General features: G+C 66.8%; 17 protein-coding genes. All 17 read right to left on the bottom strand.

The genetic code is table 11. The features are described from left to right. Window positions 1-167: 167 nt before the first annotated feature. Complete coding sequence (gene lpxC / locus H3O04_RS23070; protein WP_006487145.1) at window positions 168-1,085, bottom strand: UDP-3-O-acyl-N-acetylglucosamine deacetylase; 918 nt, start codon at window positions 1,083-1,085, stop codon at window positions 168-170. Window positions 1,086-1,325: 240 nt separating this feature from the next. Then, window positions 1,326-1,832 (bottom strand): peroxiredoxin, encoded by a 507-nt coding sequence (locus H3O04_RS23065; RefSeq protein ID WP_006477011.1) that lies wholly within the window; start codon window positions 1,830-1,832, stop codon window positions 1,326-1,328. 188 nt (window positions 1,833-2,020) lie between these two features. Continuing rightward, window positions 2,021-3,217 (bottom strand): cell division protein FtsZ, encoded by a 1,197-nt coding sequence (gene ftsZ / locus H3O04_RS23060; RefSeq protein ID WP_006477012.1) that lies wholly within the window; start codon window positions 3,215-3,217, stop codon window positions 2,021-2,023. Between the two features lie 112 nt (window positions 3,218-3,329). Further along, the gene (gene ftsA, locus H3O04_RS23055; RefSeq protein ID WP_006487138.1) at window positions 3,330-4,562 is read right to left on the bottom strand and encodes a cell division protein FtsA; all 1,233 of its coding nucleotides are present in this window, start codon (window positions 4,560-4,562) and stop codon (window positions 3,330-3,332) included. 26 nt (window positions 4,563-4,588) lie between these two features. Then, the gene (locus tag H3O04_RS23050) at window positions 4,589-5,341 is read right to left on the bottom strand and encodes a cell division protein FtsQ/DivIB (RefSeq protein ID WP_006477014.1); all 753 of its coding nucleotides are present in this window, start codon (window positions 5,339-5,341) and stop codon (window positions 4,589-4,591) included. 19 nt (window positions 5,342-5,360) lie between these two features. Continuing rightward, window positions 5,361-6,302 carry a D-alanine--D-alanine ligase gene (locus H3O04_RS23045; RefSeq protein WP_011544503.1) on the bottom strand — a complete coding sequence of 314 codons (942 nt, stop codon included), beginning with the start codon at window positions 6,300-6,302 and terminating at the stop codon, window positions 5,361-5,363. A gap of 1 nt (window position 6,303) precedes the next feature. Beyond that, window positions 6,304-7,701 (bottom strand): UDP-N-acetylmuramate--L-alanine ligase, encoded by a 1,398-nt coding sequence (gene murC, locus H3O04_RS23040; RefSeq protein WP_006477016.1) that lies wholly within the window; start codon window positions 7,699-7,701, stop codon window positions 6,304-6,306. Beyond that, entirely contained in the window at window positions 7,698-8,801 is a 1,104-nt protein-coding gene (gene murG, locus H3O04_RS23035) for an undecaprenyldiphospho-muramoylpentapeptide beta-N-acetylglucosaminyltransferase (RefSeq protein ID WP_023477231.1), read from the bottom strand. Before murG ends, murC begins: the two co-directional genes overlap by 4 nt. Continuing rightward, a complete protein-coding gene (ftsW, locus tag H3O04_RS23030) occupies window positions 8,798-10,081 on the bottom strand; it encodes a putative lipid II flippase FtsW (protein WP_011544500.1) in 1,284 nt (427 codons plus the stop codon). Before ftsW ends, murG begins: the two co-directional genes overlap by 4 nt. After that, window positions 10,078-11,589: a UDP-N-acetylmuramoyl-L-alanine--D-glutamate ligase gene (murD, locus tag H3O04_RS23025; RefSeq protein WP_202588507.1), complete on the bottom strand. Its 1,512-nt coding sequence runs from the start codon at window positions 11,587-11,589 to the stop codon at window positions 10,078-10,080. The genes ftsW and murD overlap by 4 nt, the downstream gene beginning before the upstream one ends. Window positions 11,590-11,617: 28 nt before the next feature. Beyond that, on the bottom strand, window positions 11,618-12,787 hold the full coding sequence (mraY, locus tag H3O04_RS23020) for a phospho-N-acetylmuramoyl-pentapeptide-transferase (protein WP_006477019.1): 1,170 nt from the start codon (window positions 12,785-12,787) through the stop codon (window positions 11,618-11,620). 16 nt (window positions 12,788-12,803) lie between these two features. Then, entirely contained in the window at window positions 12,804-14,210 is a 1,407-nt protein-coding gene (locus H3O04_RS23015) for a UDP-N-acetylmuramoyl-tripeptide--D-alanyl-D-alanine ligase (protein WP_202588506.1), read from the bottom strand. Next, window positions 14,207-15,754 (bottom strand): UDP-N-acetylmuramoyl-L-alanyl-D-glutamate--2,6-diaminopimelate ligase, encoded by a 1,548-nt coding sequence (locus H3O04_RS23010; RefSeq protein WP_043888229.1) that lies wholly within the window; start codon window positions 15,752-15,754, stop codon window positions 14,207-14,209. Before H3O04_RS23010 ends, H3O04_RS23015 begins: the two co-directional genes overlap by 4 nt. Then, window positions 15,751-17,598, bottom strand: coding sequence for a peptidoglycan D,D-transpeptidase FtsI family protein (locus H3O04_RS23005; protein ID WP_006477022.1), 1,848 nt, complete (start codon window positions 17,596-17,598; stop codon window positions 15,751-15,753). The genes H3O04_RS23010 and H3O04_RS23005 overlap by 4 nt, the downstream gene beginning before the upstream one ends. After that, window positions 17,595-17,936: a cell division protein FtsL gene (ftsL, locus tag H3O04_RS23000; protein ID WP_202588505.1), complete on the bottom strand. Its 342-nt coding sequence runs from the start codon at window positions 17,934-17,936 to the stop codon at window positions 17,595-17,597. The genes H3O04_RS23005 and ftsL overlap by 4 nt, the downstream gene beginning before the upstream one ends. Further along, window positions 17,933-18,874 carry a 16S rRNA (cytosine(1402)-N(4))-methyltransferase RsmH gene (gene rsmH / locus H3O04_RS22995; RefSeq protein ID WP_011694135.1) on the bottom strand — a complete coding sequence of 314 codons (942 nt, stop codon included), beginning with the start codon at window positions 18,872-18,874 and terminating at the stop codon, window positions 17,933-17,935. Before rsmH ends, ftsL begins: the two co-directional genes overlap by 4 nt. A gap of 23 nt (window positions 18,875-18,897) precedes the next feature. Next, window positions 18,898-19,326 carry a division/cell wall cluster transcriptional repressor MraZ gene (mraZ, locus tag H3O04_RS22990; RefSeq protein ID WP_006477025.1) on the bottom strand — a complete coding sequence of 143 codons (429 nt, stop codon included), beginning with the start codon at window positions 19,324-19,326 and terminating at the stop codon, window positions 18,898-18,900. Between the last annotated feature and the right edge of the window lie 324 nt (window positions 19,327-19,650).

Here is a 19,650-nt window from a genome sequence, read left to right as displayed (position 1 = left end):
GGAAGCAGTGCTTGCCGAGATCGACTCCGATCAGCGATACCGTGTCCATGATGGTCCTCCAGAAGGACAAAATCCTCACTCAGCGTAGTCCACTGAGTGAGGATCGGGCTGACCATCCTATTAAGCGACCCGAAGGTCGCTTTTTTATCGCTTGCGCTGAAAGCCGGTCACGCGAAGGCCGTCTGCGCGTCGAACGCGAACCCCTTCGGTGCAGCCTGCGGATCGTCGAACGTCACGATCTCGTACGCGTCTTCGTGCGCGAGCAGTTCGCGCAGCAACGCGTTGTTCAGGCCGTGGCCCGACTTGTACGCGGTGTACGACGCCAGCAGCGGGTGGCCGATCACGTACAGGTCGCCGATTGCGTCGAGCATCTTGTGCTTCACGAACTCGTCGTCGTAGCGCAGCCCGTCGTTGTTCAGGATGCGGTACTCGTCGAGCACGATCGCGTTGTCCATGCTGCCGCCGCGCGCCAGGCCGATCTCGCGCAGCATCTCGGCCTCGTGCGCGAAGCCGAACGTGCGCGCACGCGCGATCTCGCGCACGTACGACGTGGTCGCGAAATCGACCTCGAGCTCCTGGCCCGTCTTGTCGACGGCCGGGTGGCGGAAGTCGATCGAGAACTTCAGCTTGAAGCCGAAATACGGATCGAGCCGCGCGAACTTGTCGCCGTCACGGATTTCGACCGGCTTCTTCACCTTGATGAAACGCTTCGGCGCGTTCTGCTCCTCGATGCCGGCGGACTGGATCAGGAACACGAACGTGGCGGCGCTGCCGTCCATGATCGGGATTTCCTCGGCCGTCACATCGACATACAGGTTGTCGATGCCGAGACCCGCACACGCGGACATCAGGTGCTCGACCGTCGACACGCGCACGCCATCCTTCTGCAACACCGACGCGAGCCGCGTGTCGCCGATCGACATCGCCGATGCGGGAATGTCGACCGGCGTGGGCAGGTCGACGCGTGAAAAGACGATGCCCGTGCCGGGCGCGGCGGGACGGAGCGTCAACTCGATCTTGCGGCCCGAGTGGACACCGATACCCACGGTCTTCACGATGGATTTGATGGTGCGCTGCTTCAACATGGTCTTCTTCGTCTTGATTGAAGATATCAATCAGGAGTTATATTCGATAGGCGGGATTATAGCGTAATTCCCTATTCAGCGCTGTCTGAAACTGCGTATCAATCTGTTTCGACAGTTTACCCGCGCCGATACGGGACGGGCCGATGCCCGGAACGGAGGCGTTTCCGGTCATCAGCCCGTGTTACAACTGCCCTGAGGCCGGTGAGCAGCGTTGCCGGAAGGCAACGGCGCACCGCACGATCAGGACGTCAACGTCGCGAGAACACTCGCCGCATCGCTCACTTCGAATTTGCCCGGCGCCTCGACGGCCAGCGTCTTGACCACACCGCCGTCAATCACCATCGCGTAGCGCAGGGAACGAATTCCCATGCCACGCGCGGACAAATCCTGCGTCAGCCCCAGCGCATGAGTGAAAGCCGCGCTGCCGTCCGCCATCATGCGCACCTTGCCCGCGGTGTGCAGATCACGTCCCCATGCGCCCATCACGAATGCGTCGTTGACGGACACGCACCAGATCTCGTCGACACCCGCCGCGCGCAATTGCTCGGCGTGCTCGACGTAGCCCGGCACATGCTGCGCCGAGCAGGTCGGCGTGAACGCGCCCGGCAATCCGAAGATCACCACCCGCTTTCCCGCAACCTGGTCGCGCACGCTGTAGGCGTTCGGCCCCAGCGTGCACCCTTCGCGCGCGTCGTCGATGAACTCGAACAATTGCGCGTCGGGCAGCGCGTCGCCCACTTGAATCATGGCTGGTCCCTCATAGCGATACGGTTTTTCAGCGTGTTGCGGACAGCACGGCCCATCCCGCTCCGCTCAAGCGAAGAGGGCACGTTTCCCGGCCCGGCGTCGCATCCGACGCGGCCTGTCTGGGTCCGTAGCATCCGTCACGCCGGCGTTACCGCGGCAACTTCGCCGCGGCTTCGCCTGTGTTTGCGTCAGTCAGCCTGCTTGCGCAGGAAAGCCGGGATGTCGTACGTGTCGACACCCTTCTCCTGCAGCGCCTGCACGTGCGATGCCGCGGTTTCGCGCGAATTGCGCCACACCGCCGGCGTATCGAGCGCGCCGTAGTCGGCCGTGCTGACGTGATGCGGCTGCGCATAGCCGTGCGACACCGCGCTGACCGGCTGGTTGTCCGTACCCGTGCGCAGCAGCGTCATCGGGGCCGACTGCTGCTTCTTCGCCGCACGGCCCAGACCCGTCGCCACGACCGTCACGCGCAGTGCATCGCCCATCGCGTCGTCGTACACCGCACCGAAGATCACCGTCGCATCTTCCGCCGCGTAGCTCTTGATCGTGTTCATCACTTCGCGCGTTTCCGACAGGCGCAGCGAACGGCTCGACGTGATGTTGACCAGCACGCCGCGCGCGCCCGACAGATCGACGCCTTCGAGCAGCGGGCTCGCCACGGCCTGTTCCGCCGCGAGGCGTGCGCGATCGACGCCGGCGACCGTCGCCGTGCCCATCATCGCCTTGCCCTGCTCGCCCATCACCGTCTTCACGTCTTCGAAGTCGACGTTCACGAGGCCGTCGACGTTGATGATTTCCGCGATACCTGCCACCGCGTTGTTCAACACGTCGTCCGCGCACTGGAAGCACTTGTCCATCTCGGCGTCGTCGCCCATCACGTCGAACAGCTTGTCGTTCAGCACGACGATCAGCGAGTCGACGTGATCCTCCAGTTGCTGCGAGCCAGCTTCGGCGACGCGCATGCGCTTGCCGCCTTCGAACTCGAACGGCTTGCTGACGACGCCAACCGTCAGAATGCCCATCTCCTTCGCGATCTGCGCGACCACCGGTGCGGCGCCCGTACCCGTGCCACCGCCCATGCCGGCCGTAATGAACACCATGTGCGCGCCGCGCAGTGCGTCGGCGATGCGCTCACGCGCTTCTTCCGCTGCCGCACGACCCATTTCCGGCTTCGCACCGGCGCCCAGACCCGTGTTGCCGAGCTGGATCACCGACGATGCACGCGAACGCGACAGCGCCTGGGCGTCCGTGTTCATCACGATGAAGTCGACGCCCTGCACGCCGCGGTTGATCATGTGCTGGACGGCATTGCCGCCAGCGCCGCCAACGCCGACCACCTTGATGATGGTGCCGTTGGTTTCGGTTTCCAGCATTTCGAATTCCATTGTTGCCTCCGTCAAGAGAATGACTGCTACTCGGCCGTTATTCGGCAGGAGATCGGGCAACCCCCTGTCGCGCGCCAGCCGCCGGCACCAGCGCGAATTTCGATTCGGTTTGTCAGAAGTTGCTCAGGAACCATTCCTTCATCCGCGAGAACACCTGCCCCGCGTTGCCGGACTGCACGGCGACCTTGCGGCCGCGCATGCGCTGCGCACTGCCTTCGACGAGCAGCCCCATCGCCGTCGAGTAGCGCGGATTGCGCACGACGTCGGAGAGGCCGCCTGCATATTCCGGCGCGCCGATGCGCACCGGTTTCAGGAAAATGTCTTCGCCGAGCTCGACCATGCCCGGCATCATCGACGCGCCGCCGGTAATGACCACGCCGGAGCTCAGGAGTTCTTCGTAACCCGACTCGCGCACGACCTGCTGCACGAGCGAGAACAGTTCCTCGACGCGCGGCTCGATCACCGCCGCGAGCGCCTGGCGCGACAGCGTGCGCGGGCCGCGTTCGCCGAGGCCCGGCACTTCGACCATTTCGTCCGGATCGGCGAGCGCCTGCTTCGCGATCCCGTAGCCGACCTTGATGTCTTCCGCGTCCGGCGTCGGCGTGCGCAGCGCCATCGCGATGTCGCTCGTGATCTGGTCGCCGGCGATCGGGATCACCGCCGTGTGGCGGATCGCGCCTTCGGCGAAGATCGCGATGTCGGTCGTGCCGCCGCCGATGTCGACCAGCACCACGCCGAGATCCTTCTCGTCTTCCGTCAGCACCGCCAGCGACGACGCGAGCGGCTGCAGGATCAGGTCGTTCACTTCCAGCCCGCAGCGGCGCACGCACTTGACGATGTTCTGCGCGGCGCTCACCGCGCCCGTCACGATGTGCACCTTCACTTCCAGCCGGATGCCGCTCATCCCGATCGGCTCGCGCACGTCTTCCTGGCCGTCGATGATGAATTCCTGCGTGAGGATGTGCAGCACCTGCTGGTCGGTCGGGATGTTGATCGCCTTCGCGGTCTCGATCACGCGCGCGACGTCCGTCTGCGTGACTTCCTTGTCCTTGATCGCGACCATCCCGCTCGAATTGAAGCTGCGGATGTGGCTGCCCGCGATCCCCGTGAACACGTTGGTGATCTTGCAGTCGGCCATCAGCTCGGCTTCCTCGAGCGCGCGCTGGATCGATTGCACGGTGGCCTCGATGTTGACCACCACACCTTTCTTCAGACCCTTCGACTCGCTCTGGCCGAGACCGATCACCTCGTAGTGACCCTCGCCCTTCAGCTCGGCGACGATGGCCACCACCTTCGACGTGCCGATGTCGAGGGAAACCAGCAGATCCTTGTAGTCTTTGCTCATAAAGTGCTCTTGCGTGTGATCTCTCGTTACTTCTTGCGCTTGTCGGTATCGGTCAGGAACCGCATGCCTGCCGCGCGAATCGCGAATCCGTTCGGATACCGCAGGTCCGCGTACTCGATGTCGTTGCCCCAACGCTCCGTGACGGCCGGCCACGCGGCGACCAGGCGCTGGCTCCGGTCATGCAGCGTGTCGCTGTTGCGTTCCTTGCCCAGCTCGACCTGCATGCCGTTCGACAGCTTCACCGTCCACGCGTACCGCGCCGACAGCGTCACTTCTTCCGGCGCCGCCTTCAGCGGCGCAAACCATTTCCCGAAGTCGCGATACCGCGTGACGACTTCCTTCGCACTGCCTTCCGGGCCGTCGAATGCCGGCAGTTCCTGCTCCAGCTCGCCCTGGTTCGCGGTGAACAGCTCGCCGTCGACGCTCACCAGCTGATCGCTGCCCCAGGTCCCGAGCGGTTTGTACTCCTCGAGCGTGACAGCCAGCGCATTCGGCCACACCCGGCGCACGCTCGCGTGACGCACCCACGGCATCTGCTCGAACGCCGCGCGCGCCGTATCGAGATCGACCGTGAAGAAATTGCCCTTCAGCCGGCCGACCACGCCCGCGCGCACCGTCGGCGAGTTGATGTGCTCGGTATCGCCGTCGATCCGGATTTCCCGCAGCGCGAACGTCGGGCGCTGGATCAGCCAGTAGCAGCCGGCCGCCGCCAACACGAGCAACAGCAGCGCGTACAGCGCGCTGGCGGCAAGGTTGAGTTGGCGAACGTTGTTCCACATACGTCGTTCCGTTCCTGCGTCAGTCGTTGAGCGTGAGCGACAGCACCTTCACGACCAGCTCGGAATAGCCGATGCCGACCGCGCGCGCGGCCTTCGGCGGCAGCGAGTGGTCGGTCATCCCGGGGGCCGTGTTCACTTCGAGGAAATACGCATTGCCGGCCGCGTCGAGCATGAAATCCGCGCGGCCCCAGTCGGTACAGCCGAGCACGTCGAACGCGCGGCGCGCGATGCGCTTCAGTTCCGTTTCCTGTTCCGCCGGCAGGCCGCACGGGATCAGGTACTGCGTATCGTCGGCGACGTACTTCGCGTGGTAGTCGTAGAACTCGCCCGCCGGCACGATCTTGATCAGCGGCAGGTCGAGATCGCCGGCGATGCACGCGGTATATTCGCCGCCGCCTTCGATGCTCTTCTCGACGATCACGATCTTGTCGTGCGTCGCGGCTTCCGCGAGCGCGGCCGGCAGCGCGTCGGCCGTCTTCACCTTCAGCACCGCGACGCTCGAGCCTTCGCTCGCCGGCTTCACGAACAACGGCAGGCCGAGCTTCGCGACGATGTCGGTCGCGCGCGCGGCCAGGTCGTCGCCGCGCATCACCGTCTCGAACGGCGGCGTCGGCACGCCCGTCTGCTGCCACACGAGTTTCGTGCGGAACTTGTCGAGGCCGAGCGCCGAGCCCAGCACGCCGCTGCCCGTATAGCGAATCCCGTAGAAATCGAGCGCACCCTGGATCTGGCCGTTCTCGCCGTAGCCGCCGTGCAGCGCGTTGAACGCGCGCACGAAGCCTTCGTCCTTCAGCGCCGACAGCGGCCGCTCGGCCGGGTCGAACGGATGCGCGTCGACGCCCGCGTCACGCAGGCCCTGCAGCACGAGGCGGCCCGAGGTGAGCGACACCTCGCGCTCGGCGGATTCGCCGCCGAACAACACCGCCACCTTGCCGAAACGTTTCGGATCGATCCCGCTCATGTCATGCCTTCTGTTGAATGTGTTGCACGAGCTTCGCCGGCACGCCGCCGATCGAACCCGCCCCCATCGTGATCACCACGTCGCCGTTCTGCGCGACTTTCGCCAAAGCGTCCGGCACGTCGTCGACCGTCGCGACGAACACCGGGTCGACCTTGCCCACCGCGCGCAGCGCGCGCGACAGCGCGTCGCCGCTGGCCGTCGGGATCGCCGCTTCGCCGGCCGCGTAGACTTCAGTCAGCACCAGCGCATCGACCGTCGACAGCACGTTGACGAAATCGTCGAAGCAGTCGCGCGTGCGCGTGTAGCGGTGCGGCTGGAACGCCAGCACGAGGCGGCGGCCCGGGAACGCGCCGCGCGCGGCCGCGATCGTCGCCGCCATCTCGACCGGGTGATGACCGTAGTCGTCGATCAGCGTGTACTGGCCGCCGTCCGCGCTCGGCACGTCGCCGTAGCGCTGGAAGCGCCGGCCGACGCCGTTGAATTCCGCCAGCGCCAGCTGGATCGCGTCGTCCGACACGCCGAGATCGGTTGCGATCGCGATCGCCGCGAGCGCGTTCTGCACGTTGTGCAGGCCCGGCATGTTCAGCACGACCGCGAGCGGCGCACGCCCTTCGCGGATCACCGTGAAGTGCATCCGGCCGTCGCGCGCGTCGATGTCTTCCGCGCGCACCTGCGCGTCCGGCGACAGGCCGTAGCGCACGACCGGCTTCGAGATGAACGGAATGATCTGCCGCACGTTCGGATCGTCGACGCACACCACCGCGCTGCCGTAGAACGGCAGGCGCTGCGTGAATTCGATGAACGCCTGCTTGAGCCGCGCGAAATCGTGGCCGTAGGTGTCCATGTGGTCGGCGTCGATGTTCGTGATGACTTCGATCACCGGATACAGGTTCAGGAACGACGCATCCGACTCGTCGGCCTCGGCGACGATGAAGTCGCCCGTGCCGAGCCGCGCGTTCGCGCCGGCGCTGATCAGCCGGCCGCCGATCACGAAGGTCGGGTCCAGCCCGCCCGCCGCGAGCACGCTCGCGACGAGGCTCGTCGTCGTGGTCTTGCCGTGCGTGCCGGCGATCGCGATGCCCTGCTTCAGGCGCATCAGCTCCGCCAGCATCACCGCGCGCTGCACGATCGGCACGCCTTGGCGGCGCGCGGCCAGCACTTCCGGGTTGTCCGAGCGCACGGCCGTCGACACGACGACCGCGTTCGCGCCCTCGATGTTCGCCGCATCGTGGCCGATCGCGATCCGCGCGCCCAGCGCCTCGAGGCGATCGGTCACCGCATTGCGCGACAGGTCCGAGCCGCTGACCGCATAGCCGAGGTTGACGAGCACTTCGGCAATGCCGCTCATGCCGGCGCCGCCGATCCCGACGAAATGAATGTGTTTGACGATGTGTTTCATTGCAGTATTTCCAGGTTCGCGCCGGCCGCCTTCGCGCAGACGCGCGCGACTTCGTCGGTGGCCTCGGGCTTCGCGAGCGCGCGCGAACGTTCCGCCATGTCCGCGAGCGACGCCCGCGACTGGCCGCGCAGCCAGTCGGCGAGCAGCTCCGCCGACAGGTCGCGTTGTTGCACCAGCACGGCCGCGCCCGCATCGGCGAGAAACGCGGCGTTGGTCGTCTGGTGATCGTCGACCGCATACGGGAACGGCACGAACAGCGCCGCCACACCCACCGCCGCGATCTCCGACACCGTCATCGCGCCCGATCGGCAGATCACCAGATCCGCCGCCGCATACGCGGCCGCCATGTCGTCGATGAACGGTACGAGCCGCACGTCCTCGCCGGCCGCGAAACCGGCCGCTTCGTAATTCGCCTTCAGTGCCTCGATGTGCTTCACGCCGGCCTGGTGCACGACGCGCGGGCGCTCGCCCGGCGCCAGCAGCGCCAGCGCGCGCGGCACGACTTCGTTCAGCGCGGCCGCCCCGAGGCTGCCGCCGACGACCAGCACGTTCAACGGGCCGCTGCGCGACGCATAGCGTGCCTGGGGCGGTTCCGTGTGCGCCAGTTCCGCGCGAATCGGGTTACCCGTCCATTCCGCGTGCGGCAGCGCGCCGGGGAACGCGACGAGCACGCGCTTCGCGAGTTTCGCGAGCACCTTGTTGGTCAGGCCCGCGATCGAATTCTGTTCATGCAGCACGAGCGGCCGCCCCGACAGCGCGGTCATCACGCCCGCCGGGAACGTGATGTAGCCGCCCATCCCGAGCACGACGTCCGGCCGCACGCGGCGCAGCGCGCCGAGGCTCTGCCAGCATGCGCGCAGCAGGTTGACCGGCAGCGTCAGCTTGGTCTTCAGGCCCTTGCCGCGCAGCCCGCCGAACCGCACGTACTCCATCGGAATGCCGTGCTTCGGCACCAGCGTCGCTTCCATCCCGGCCGGATTGCCGAGCCATACGACGCGCCAGCCCGCCGCTTCCATCCGGTGCGCGACCGCGAGCCCCGGGAACACGTGGCCCCCGGTGCCGCCTGCCATCACCATCAGCGTGCGTTGCGACGCGGTCATACCTTCCCTCCGCGCATCAGCACCCGGTTCTCGTAGTCGACCCGCAGCAGCACCGCGAGCGCGACACAGTTCAGCAGGATGCCGGAGCCGCCGTAGCTCACGAGCGGCAGCGTCAGCCCCTTGGTCGGCAGCAGCCCGAGGTTCACGCCCATGTTGATGAACGTCTGTGCGCCGAACCAGATGCCGATGCCCTTCGCCATCAGGCCCGCGAACGTGCGATCGAGCGCGAGCGCCTGGCGGCCGATTTCGAACGCGCGACGCACGATCCAGTAGAACAGCAGGATCACGACCAGCACGCCGATGAAGCCGAGTTCCTCGCCGATCACCGCGAGGATGAAGTCGGTATGCGCTTCCGGCAGGTAATTCAGTTTCTCCACACTGCCGCCGAGGCCGACGCCGAACCACTCTCCGCGGCCGAACGCGATCAGCGAGTGCGTGAGCTGGTAAGCCTTGCCCTGCGCGTAGCGCTCGTCCCACGGATCGAGATACGCGAAGATCCGCTCGCGACGCCACGGCGACAGCCACACGAGCATCGTGAACGTGCCGACCGCCGTCGCGACGAGGCCGCCGAACAGCTTGCCGTTCACGCCGCCGAGGAACAGCACGCCCATCGCGATCGCGGCGACGACCATGAACGCGCCCATGTCGGGCTCGAGCAGCAGCAGCGCGCCGACCAGGCCGACCGCGAACGCCATCGGCAGGAAGCCCTTCGCGAAGCTCTGCATGTACTCCTGCTTGCGCACCGTATAGTTCGCCGCGTAGATCGTCACCGCGAGCTTCATGATTTCCGACGGCTGCATGTTCGTGATGCCGAGCGGAATCCAGCGGCGCGCACCGTTCACGCCCTTGCCGACGTGCGGGATCAGCACGATCACGAGGCCGACCAGCGCGATCAGGAAAAGATGCGGCGCGTACTTGTCCCAGGTCGACACCGGCACGCGGAACGCGAGCACCGCCGCGATGAACGCGACGGTGAGCGACACGCAGTGGCGCATCAGGAACGCGTAATCGTGATACGACGCGTATTTCGGCGAATCGGGCATCGCGATCGACGCCGAATACACCATCACGACGCCGAGTCCGAGCAGCGCGATCGCGACCCACAGCAGCGAATAGTCGAAATCGAGCATCCGCGAACGGCTCGGGCGCACACCGTTGACGACGCTCGCGAGGCCGCCCGTCGCGGCGCGCGTGGCCGATGCGACGCGGCCGCCCGCGGCATTGCCGCCGGTGTCGCGCCGGTCATTGAAGCGGGAGACGAGGCGATCGGACCAGCTCATGGCGTCGCTCCTTTGTCGATGGCGATTGCGTCGACCGCCGCGCGGAACACTTCCGCGCGATGGGCGTAGTTCCTGAACATGTCGAGGCTCGCGCAGGCAGGCGACAGCAACACCGCATCGCCCGGCTCGGCGAGCTCGGCTGCTGCGTGCACCGCTGCTTCGAGCGTCGCGTGGTCAGCGAGCGGCACGCCCGTTTCGGCGAGCGTGTCGCGGATCACCGGTGCGTCGCGCCCGATCAGCATCACCGCGCGGCACCAGCGCGCGACCGGCGCGACCAGCGGCGCGAAATCCTGCCCCTTGCCGTCGCCGCCCGCGATCAGCACGATCTTCTGCGCGAGCCCGTCGAGCGCGGCTACCGTCGCGCCGACGTTCGTGCCCTTGCTGTCATCCACATAGTCGACGTCGTCGATCGTCGCGATCACTTCGACGCGATGCGCTTCGCCGCGGTATTCGCGCAGCGCGTGCAGCAACGGTGCGGCCGGAAGGTCGATCGCGCGCGCGAGCGCGAACGCGGCCAGCGCGTTCGCCGCGTTGTGCAGCCCACGGACGCGCAGCGCGTCGGCCGGCATCAGGCGCTTTTGCGCGATGTCGGGCGTATGCGCGGCGTCGCGCTTGCGCCGGCGGGTCGTCGTCGCTTCATCCGGCGCGTCGCGATCGACGGCTTCCACCAGCCATGCGATGCCGTTGTCGCGCGACAGCCCGTAGTCGCCGTCCTGCGTCGGCTCGTTCAGGCCGAACGTGACTGTGCGCGGCGCGTCGGCCGTGCCAACCGCGGGAGCGAACTTCATCACGGCTGCGTCGTCGCGGTTCAGCACGCGTGTCGTCGTCGCGCCGAAGATCCGGCCCTTTGCCTGCGCGTATGCGTCGAAGCTGCCGTGCCAGTCGAGATGGTCCTGCGTGATGTTGAGGATCGCGGCCGCGTCGGGCGCAAACGTGCGCGCGGTCTCGAGCTGGAAGCTCGACAGTTCGAGCACCCATACGTCGGGTAGCGCGGTTTCGTCGATCGCGCTCGCGAGCCGGTCGAGCATCGCCGGGCTGATGTTGCCCGCGACCGCGACCTTCTTGCCCGAGCGCTGACACAGCAGGCCCGTGAGGCTCGTTGTCGTGGTCTTGCCGTTGGTGCCGGTAATCGCGAGCACCTTCGGCTGGTAGCCGCTCGTGCCGAGCGCACGCAGCGCCTGCGCGAAGAATTCCAGTTCGCCCCATACCGCGACACCGCGCTCGTTCGCGGCCGCGACCAGCGCCGCGAGCGCCGGCTCCAGCGGCGACAGCCCGGGGCTCAGTCCGACGATCTCGACGCCGCCGTCGAGCAGCGCGGGCGTGAACGCCCCGCCGACGAATTCCGCATCGATGCCTTCGGCCTGCAGCGCGGCAAGGTTCGGCGGCGCCTCGCGGGTATCGGCAATACGCAGCCGGCACCCGTGCCTCGCGCACCATCGCGCGATCGCGAGACCCGATTCCCCGAGCCCCAGTACGAGCACCATCGGCCGTTGCCGATCTCCAAACATCTCGCCAGACATCCTTGTTACCTTTCCTTTACCGCAGCTTGAGGGTGGTCAGACCGAACAGGCACAGCATCAGCGTGATGATCCAGAAACGCACGACCACCTGCGTTTCCTTCCAGCCGGACAGTTCGAAATGGTGATGCAGCGGCGCCATCTTCAGCAGGCGCCGCCCTTCGCCGTAACGCTTCTTCGTGTACTTGAACCACGACACCTGCAGCATCACCGACAGTGTTTCCGCGACGAAGATGCCGCCCATGATGAACAGCACGATTTCCTGGCGCACGATCACCGCGACCGTGCCGAGCGCGCCGCCCAGCGCCAGCGCGCCGACGTCGCCCATGAATACCTGCGCGGGGTGCGTGTTGTACCAGAGGAACGCAAGCCCGGCCCCGCCCATCGCGGAACAGAAGATCAGCAGCTCGCCCGCGCCCGGGATGTGCGGGAACAGCAGGTATTTTGAATAGACCGCGCTGCCCATCACGTACGCGAACACACCGAGCGACGCGCCCACCAGCACGACCGGCATGATCACGAGGCCGTCGAGACCGTCGGTCAGGTTCACCGCGTTGCTCGCGCCGACGATCACGAAGTAGGTCAGCACGATGAAGCCCCACACGCCGAGCGGGTAGCTGATCGACTTCAGGAACGGCAGCATCAGGTCGGCGCGCGCCGGCAGCCCCATCGACAGGCCGCTCCGCACCCACGCCATGAACAGGTCGAACACCCGCACGTTGTTCGCCTCGGACACGCTGAACGCGAGATAAACGGCCGCGAACAGCCCGATCACCGATTGCCAGAAATACTTCTCGCGCGACGACATCCCGCGCGGGTCCTTGTGGACGACCTTGCGGTAATCGTCGACCCAGCCGATCACGCCGAAGCCGAACGTGACGAGCATCACGATCCAGATGAAACGGTTCGTCAGGTCGCCCCACAGCAGCGTCGCGACCGCGATGCCGATCAGGATCAGCACGCCACCCATCGTCGGCGTGCCGGACTTGACGAGGTGGGTCTGCGGGCCATCCTTGCGCACGGCCTGCCCGACCTTCATTTGCGTCAGCTTGCGGATCACCCACGGACCGCACACGAGCCCGATCCCGAGCGCGGTGATGGTGGCCATCACCGCCCGGAACGTGAGGTACGTGAACAAGCGCAAAAAGCTTGCGTCTCCTTGCAGCCATTGCGCCAGCGCCAGCAGCATGCTTCCTTCCTTCTACTCAGTGTGCGGCGGGCACGGTGCCCGCCGCGGGTTGGTTCGTCAGCGCGTCGACCACGCGCTCCATCTTCATGTACCGCGAGCCCTTCACGAGCACCGTCGCCTGCGCGCCGTAACCGGCCGCGAGCAGCGCCGACACGAGCGCGCCGACGTCGTCGAAATGGCGTGCCGTGTCGCCGTAGGCCGTGCACGCGTCGCGCGATGCGTCGCCGAGCGCGAACAGCGCGTCGATCCCGCGTTCGCGCGCGTACGCGCCGATCTCACGATGGAAGGCCGGCCCTTCGTCGCCGACTTCGCCCATGTCGCCGATCACCAGCACGCGCGGCGCCGGATGCGCGGCGAGCACGTCGATCGCGGCACGCATCGAATCGGGGTTCGCGTTGTACGTATCGTCGACGACCGTCGCGCCCGCGAGGCTGCCGATGCTCGCCTGCTTCACCTGCAGCCGGCCCTTGACCGGTTCGAACGATTCGAGGCCCTGCCGGATCGCCGACAGCGCGACGCCGGCGCCGAGCGCCGCGGCCGTCGCGGCCAGCGCGTTCCGCGCGTTGTGCTCGCCGAGCGCGCGCAACCGCACCGTGACGGCGCCGGCCGGCGTGTCGATCGCGAGTTCGCCGCCGTGCATGCGGCCGACGATCTGCGCGTCGTTCTGCCGTTCGGCGTCGTGCAGCGCGAAATCGAGGATGCGGTTGCCGGTCGCCGCGACGCGCCAGATGCCCGCGTACGCGTCGTCGGCCGGGAACACCGCGACGCCGTCCGGCGGCAGCGCGTGAATCACGGCCGCATGTTCGAGCGCGACGGCTTCGACCGTCGCCATGAATTCCTGGTGCTCGCGCTGCGCGTTGTTGACGAGCGCGACCGTCGGCGCGGTGAGGCGTGCGAGGACTTCGGTTTCGCCCGGATGGTTCATGCCGATCTCGATCACCGCGAGACGATGCGCGGCCGACAGGCGCAGCAGCGTCAGCGGCAGGCCGACATCGTTGTTCAGGTTGCCGGCCGTCGCGAGTCGCGCGTCGGCGCCGACCGCCGCCGCGAAGATCGACGCGATCATTTCCTTGACGGTCGTCTTGCCGTTGCTGCCCGTCACCGCGACGAGCGGCAGCGGGAATCGCATCCGCCAGCCGTGCGCGAGCGCGCCGAGCGCGGCACGCGTTTCGCCGCCTTCGATCATCGGCATCGCGACGTCCGCCGGCGCGTGCGCGACGAGCGCCGCGGCAGCGCCGCGCGCGGCGACGTCGCCGAGAAATTCGTGCGCATCGAAACGCTCGCCCTTCAGCGCGACGAACAGGTCACCCGGGCCGACCGTGCGGCTGTCGGTCGACACGCGGTCGAACGTGACGCCCGCGTCGCCGTGGACGGTGGCGCCGGGAATCAGGCGGGCGGCTTCGCCGAGGCTGAGCATCGTCATTCGGCGCCTCCCTTGCCGTGCGTCGCGCGCGCTGCGAGCGCGAGCCGTGCATGATCCTGGTCGGAGAACGTACGCTTCTTGCCCATGATTTCCTGCGTGGCCTCGTGGCCCTTGCCGGCCAGCACGACGACATCCTCGCGTGCGGCGCCCCGCACGGCCTGCAGGATCGCGCTGGCGCGATCCTCGATACGGCGTGCGCGATCAGGCGCGGTCATGCCCGCGACGACCTGGTCGATGATGTGCTGCGGATCTTCGCTGCGCGGGTTGTCGCTCGTGACGACGACTTCGTCGGCGAGCCGCTCCGCGATCGCGCCCATCAGCGGACGCTTCGTCGCATCGCGATCGCCGCCGCAGCCGAACATGCAGACGAGCCGGCCGCCGCGCGCCGCGGCGATCGGGCGCAGCGCGTCGAGCGTCTTTTCGAGCGCGTCGGGCGTGTGCGCGTAGTCGATCACGACGAGCGGCTCGTCGTTCTGCAACCGGCCGCCGAGCCGCTGCATCCGGCCGTTGACCGACTCGAGCCGCTCGATCTCGGCGAGTGCCGCGTCGAACGGCACGTCGGCCGCGAGCAGCGCGCCGAGCACCGCGAGCAGGTTGCTGACGTTGAACGTGCCGAGCGTGCCGACCTCGACGTTCGCGTCGCCCCACGACGAACGCAGGCGGAATGCGGTACCCGTCGCGGTGGCGCGCACGTCGAGCGCGACCAGTTCGCGATCGGCGTCGGGCGCCGGTGCATCGCCGATCCCGTACGCGATCGTGCGCACGCGACCGGCCAGCTTCTCCAGCAGGCGGCGGCCCGCCGCATCGTCGCGGTTGATCACCGCCGCGCGCAGGCCGCGCCACGCGAACAGCTTCGCCTTCGCGGCCTCGTACGCATCGAACGTGCCGTGATAGTCGAGGTGATCCTGCGTGAGGTTCGTAAACACCGCGACGTCGAACGCCGTCCCGTTCGCGCGGCCCTGATGCAGCGCGTGCGACGACACCTCCATCGCCACGGCCTGCGCACCCGCGTCGCGCAATTGCGCGAGGCTGCGCTGAAGTTGCGGCGCGTCGGGCGTCGTGAAGCCGGTCGGCACGAGCTGACCGGGCATCCCGGTGCCGAGCGTGCCGATCACCGCGCACGGCTGGTGCAGTGCCGTCAGCGCGGTGGCGATCCATTGCGTGCACGACGTCTTGCCGTTCGTGCCCGTGACACCGACCGCCAGCAGGCTGTCGCTCGGGTCGCCGTACCAGCCGCTGGCGATCTCGCCGGCGAGCTGGTCGAGCGCCGGCACCGCCAGCGCGACGGGTACGGCCGGCGCGGCCGGTGCGTGGGCCAGCCCTTCCGGCTGATACAGCACGGCGGCCGCGCCGCGTGCGACGGCATCCGCCATGAAAGCGCGGTTATCTGCCCCGTCGACCGCATACGCGACGAACACGTCGCCAGCCTCGAGGCTGCGCGTGTCGGCATGCAGTTGCGCCGTGGGGGCCACATGCTGACGCAGCCACGCAAGCGCGGCTGCGATCTGCTGATGCGCCGGATGGGAACTGCGGGCGGCGCTCATCGAACAACTCCTGGTGAATTACGCGTCGTGCTGGACACGATCATATGCTTCGCGCCGCCATTCGTAGCCAGCTTTTGCGGGCCCTTTGCGGCAGCGGAGTCCGGCGAATCGTCGGACACCACGAGCTGCTTGATCGGCATGTTCGGCGGAACGTTCAACGCACGCATCGTGTCGCCGGCGATCGCCGAGAATACGGGGCCGGACACCTGGCCGCCGAAGTGGCTGCCGGCAGTCGGTTCGTCGACCGACACCGCGATCACGACACGCGGATTCGGCATCGGCGCCATCCCGACGAACGACGCGCGGTACTTGCGCGTGTAGCCGTGCCCTTCATGTTTGTACGCGGTACCGCTCTTGCCGCCGACGCGATAGCCCGGCACGGCCGCATCCGGCGACGTGCCGCCCGGGGCAACCACCGTCTCCAGCATCGAGCGCACTTCGCGCGCGGTGGTCGGATTGAACACCTGCGTGCCCGCGACCGGCTGATTGGGGTCGGTCTTGAAAATGGTCACGGGCATCAGCTCGCCGTCGTGCGCGATCGCCGTGTACGCCCGCGCGAGCTGAAACAGCGACACGGACAGGCCGTAGCCGTACGACATCGTCGCCTGCTCGATGCGGCGCCAGCTCTTCCACGGACGCAGGCGGCCGGCCACCGCGCCCGGGAAGCCGACCTTCGGCGCCTGGCCGAGGCCGATGCTCGTATACATATTCCACATTTCCTCGGGCCGCATCGTCATCGCGATCTTCGTCGCGCCGATGTTGCTCGACTTCTGGATCACGCCGCCGACCGTCAGCGTGCCGAAACCCGCGTCGTCGGTGATCGGCGCGCCGTCGAGCACGAAATGCCCGTTGCCCGTCTCAACGAGCGTATTCGGCGTCACGCGGTGCAGGTCGAGCGCGAGCGACACCGTGAACGGCTTCATGATCGAGCCCGGCTCGAACACGTCGGTCATGATCCGGTTGCGCAACTGCTCGCCCGTCATGCGCGAGCGGTCGTTCGGGTTGTACGTCGGGTAGTTGACGAGCGCGAGCACTTCGCCGGTACGCACGTCGACGACCATCGCCGCGCCGGCCTTCGCCTTGAACTTCTCGACGGCGGCCTTCAGGTTCGCGTACGCGATGTACTGAATCTTGCTGTCGATCGACAGGTCGACGTCGGTGCCGTTGTGCGGCGGAATCTGCTCGGCGACATCCTCGATGATGTGCCCCATCCGGTCCTTGATCACGCGGCGCATGCCCGACGTGCCGGACAGCATCTTCTGGTCGCCCAGTTCGACGCCTTCCTGGCCCTCGTCCTCGACGTTCGTGAAGCCGATCAGGTGGGCGGTGATCTCGCCTTCCGGGTAGAAGCGCTTGTATTCGTTGCGCTGATAGATGCCGGGAATGTCGAGCGCGGCGACCTTGTCCGCGACGTCGATCGGCACCTGGCGCTTCACGTAGACGAAACCCTTGTCTTCCGACAGCTTCACGCGCAACTCCTTCGACGTCATGCCGAGGAGCTTGCCGAGCTGATTGACCTTGTCCGCGTCGAGATCGTCCGGCACCGCGTCGGGAATCGCCCAGATCGCGCGCACCGGCAGGCTCGTCGCGAGCACGAGCCCGTTACGATCGAGGATCTTGCCGCGCGTCGCGGGCAGTTCGATCGTGCGCTGGTAGCGGCTTTCGCCCTGCTTCTGATAGAACGCGTTGCCGGGCCCCTGGATCCAGAACGCCCGTGCGGCCAGCGCGACGAACGCCATGAACAGCAGGAACACGACGAGCTTCGAGCGCCACATCGGCAAATGAACGCCCAGCACGGGGCTCGACGAGAACTTCACGTTCTGGCGCTTCGGGGACGGCTTCATCGCGCGCGCCCCTTGCCCTTGCCGGCCGTGTCGGCCGACGCCGGGATCGGCGCGTCGATCGCCTTCGCGGCGCCCGCCGGCAGCGTCAGGTATTGCGTGCGGCCGGTCGAGATCGGCTGCATTTTCAGCGAATCGTTCGCGAGCTGCTCGATGCGCGACGTCTTCGACAGCGCGCTCTGCTGATATTGAAGCTGCGCGTAGTCCTGCTGGAGCTGACGCTCCTGCGACTGCGCACGCTGCAGCTGGATGAAGATCTGGCGTTGCTGGTTCGTCGAGTTGACGACCGACAGCGCGCAACCCATCACGATGATCAGCAGGAAGATATTGAGGCGGCTCATGGCGTGACGCGCTCCGCGATGCGCATCACGGCCGAGCGGGCGCGCGGATTCGCGGCGACTTCCGCTTCGCTCGGAAACTGGCGGCTGATGATCTTGAGCGGCGGGCTCGGGAGATCGACGGCGCGGATCGGCAAGCGACGATCGACCGCAGGCGCACTCGCGTGCGCCTGCATGAATCGCTTGACGATCCGGTCCTCGAGTGAATGAAAGCTGATGACCACCAGCCGCCCCCCTTGCTCCAGCAACGACAGTGCCGCGTCTAGTACGACTTGCAGGTCCGCAAGCTCTTGATTGACGTGAATCCGTATAGCCTGAAAGGTGCGGGTTGCCGGATCCTTGCCCTTCTCACGGGTTTTGACGACGTGACCCACGATTTGGGCAAGCTCGCCCGTGGTGTCGAGAGGCCCAAGACGGTCGGACTCTGCCCGGCGAGCAACAAGCGCCTTTGCAATCTGAAAAGCAAACCGTTCTTCCCCATAATCCCGTATCACCTCCGTCAATTCCTGCACCGAAGCCCGCGCGAGCCATTCGGCCGCCGACTCGCCACGCGTCGGATCCATTCGCATGTCCAGCGGACCATCGGCGCGGAAACTGAAGCCGCGCGCCGGATCGTCCACCTGCGGCGAGGACACGCCCAGGTCCAGCAACACCCCCGACACTTTCTCGACGCCGCGCGCCGCAAGCGCGTCGCGCATCGATGCAAAGCTGTCATGCACGATCGAGAAGCGCGCATCCTCGATGCCCTGCGCCGTCTCGATCGCCCTCGGATCCTTGTCGAACGCGATCAGCCGCCCGGCCGACGCCAGCCGCGCGAGCACCGCGCGGCTATGGCCGCCGCGCCCGAACGTGCCGTCGACATACACGCCGTCCGGCCGCGTCACGAGCGACTCGACCGCTTCATCCAACAGCACCGTCCGATGCCGCAATTCATTTCCCATCGCGGGCGTCTCCGTCACCGCAATCAGAACGTGAAATTCTTCAGCGCGTCGGGCATGCCCTGCGCCATCGCTGCCTGCTCCTTCGCGTTGTAGGTCTGCGAATCCCACAGCTCGAAGTGACTACCCATTCCCAACAACATGACTTCCTTTTCCAGTCCGGCTGCCATGCGCAGCTCGGGCGATACAAGAATCCGGCCCGCGCTGTCGAGATCGACGTCCATCGCATTGCCGAGAAAAATTCGCCGCCACCAGTGCGCGTCCATCGGCAGCGCGGCGATCTTGGCGCGGAACACTTCCCATTCGGGGCGCGGAAACAGCAACAGGCAGCCGTCCGGGTGCTTGGTCACAGTCACCCGTCCTTCTGCCTGTCCTTGCAGCGCTTCGCGATAGCGAGACGGCACCGACATCCGCCCTTTCGCATCGAGCGTCAGCGCCGACGCCCCTTGGAACACTTTCCGCTCTCCCGTTCAGGGCACCGAAGCACCCGCTCAATGCTGAGAATTTAGCCGGAACAGCCTGCTAAATCACACAAAAATACACTTTCTCACACTGTCTCCCACTTTAGAGGAAGGGTGTGGCACGGTCAAGGGAGCGGCCCGCTTTTTTGACGAATTTTGTTAGTTAGAACAAGGACTTACGCGCACATGCTCATGCGCCCCCTCATTCCAAAAACCGTTATAAATGAATGAGCTAGTGCAACTTGTGAAGGTGATACGTGAGAAAGACGGGCCAGACGGGCGTGCGGACGGGGCTTTCGGGGGCGGGAAAACGAGGAG

The sequence above is a fragment of the Burkholderia sp. KCJ3K979 genome (assembly GCF_016759955.1).
Taxonomy (GTDB): domain Bacteria; phylum Pseudomonadota; class Gammaproteobacteria; order Burkholderiales; family Burkholderiaceae; genus Burkholderia; species Burkholderia orbicola.
Note: the sequence above shows the minus strand (reverse complement) of the source record. Positions and strands in the feature narration are given on the sequence as shown.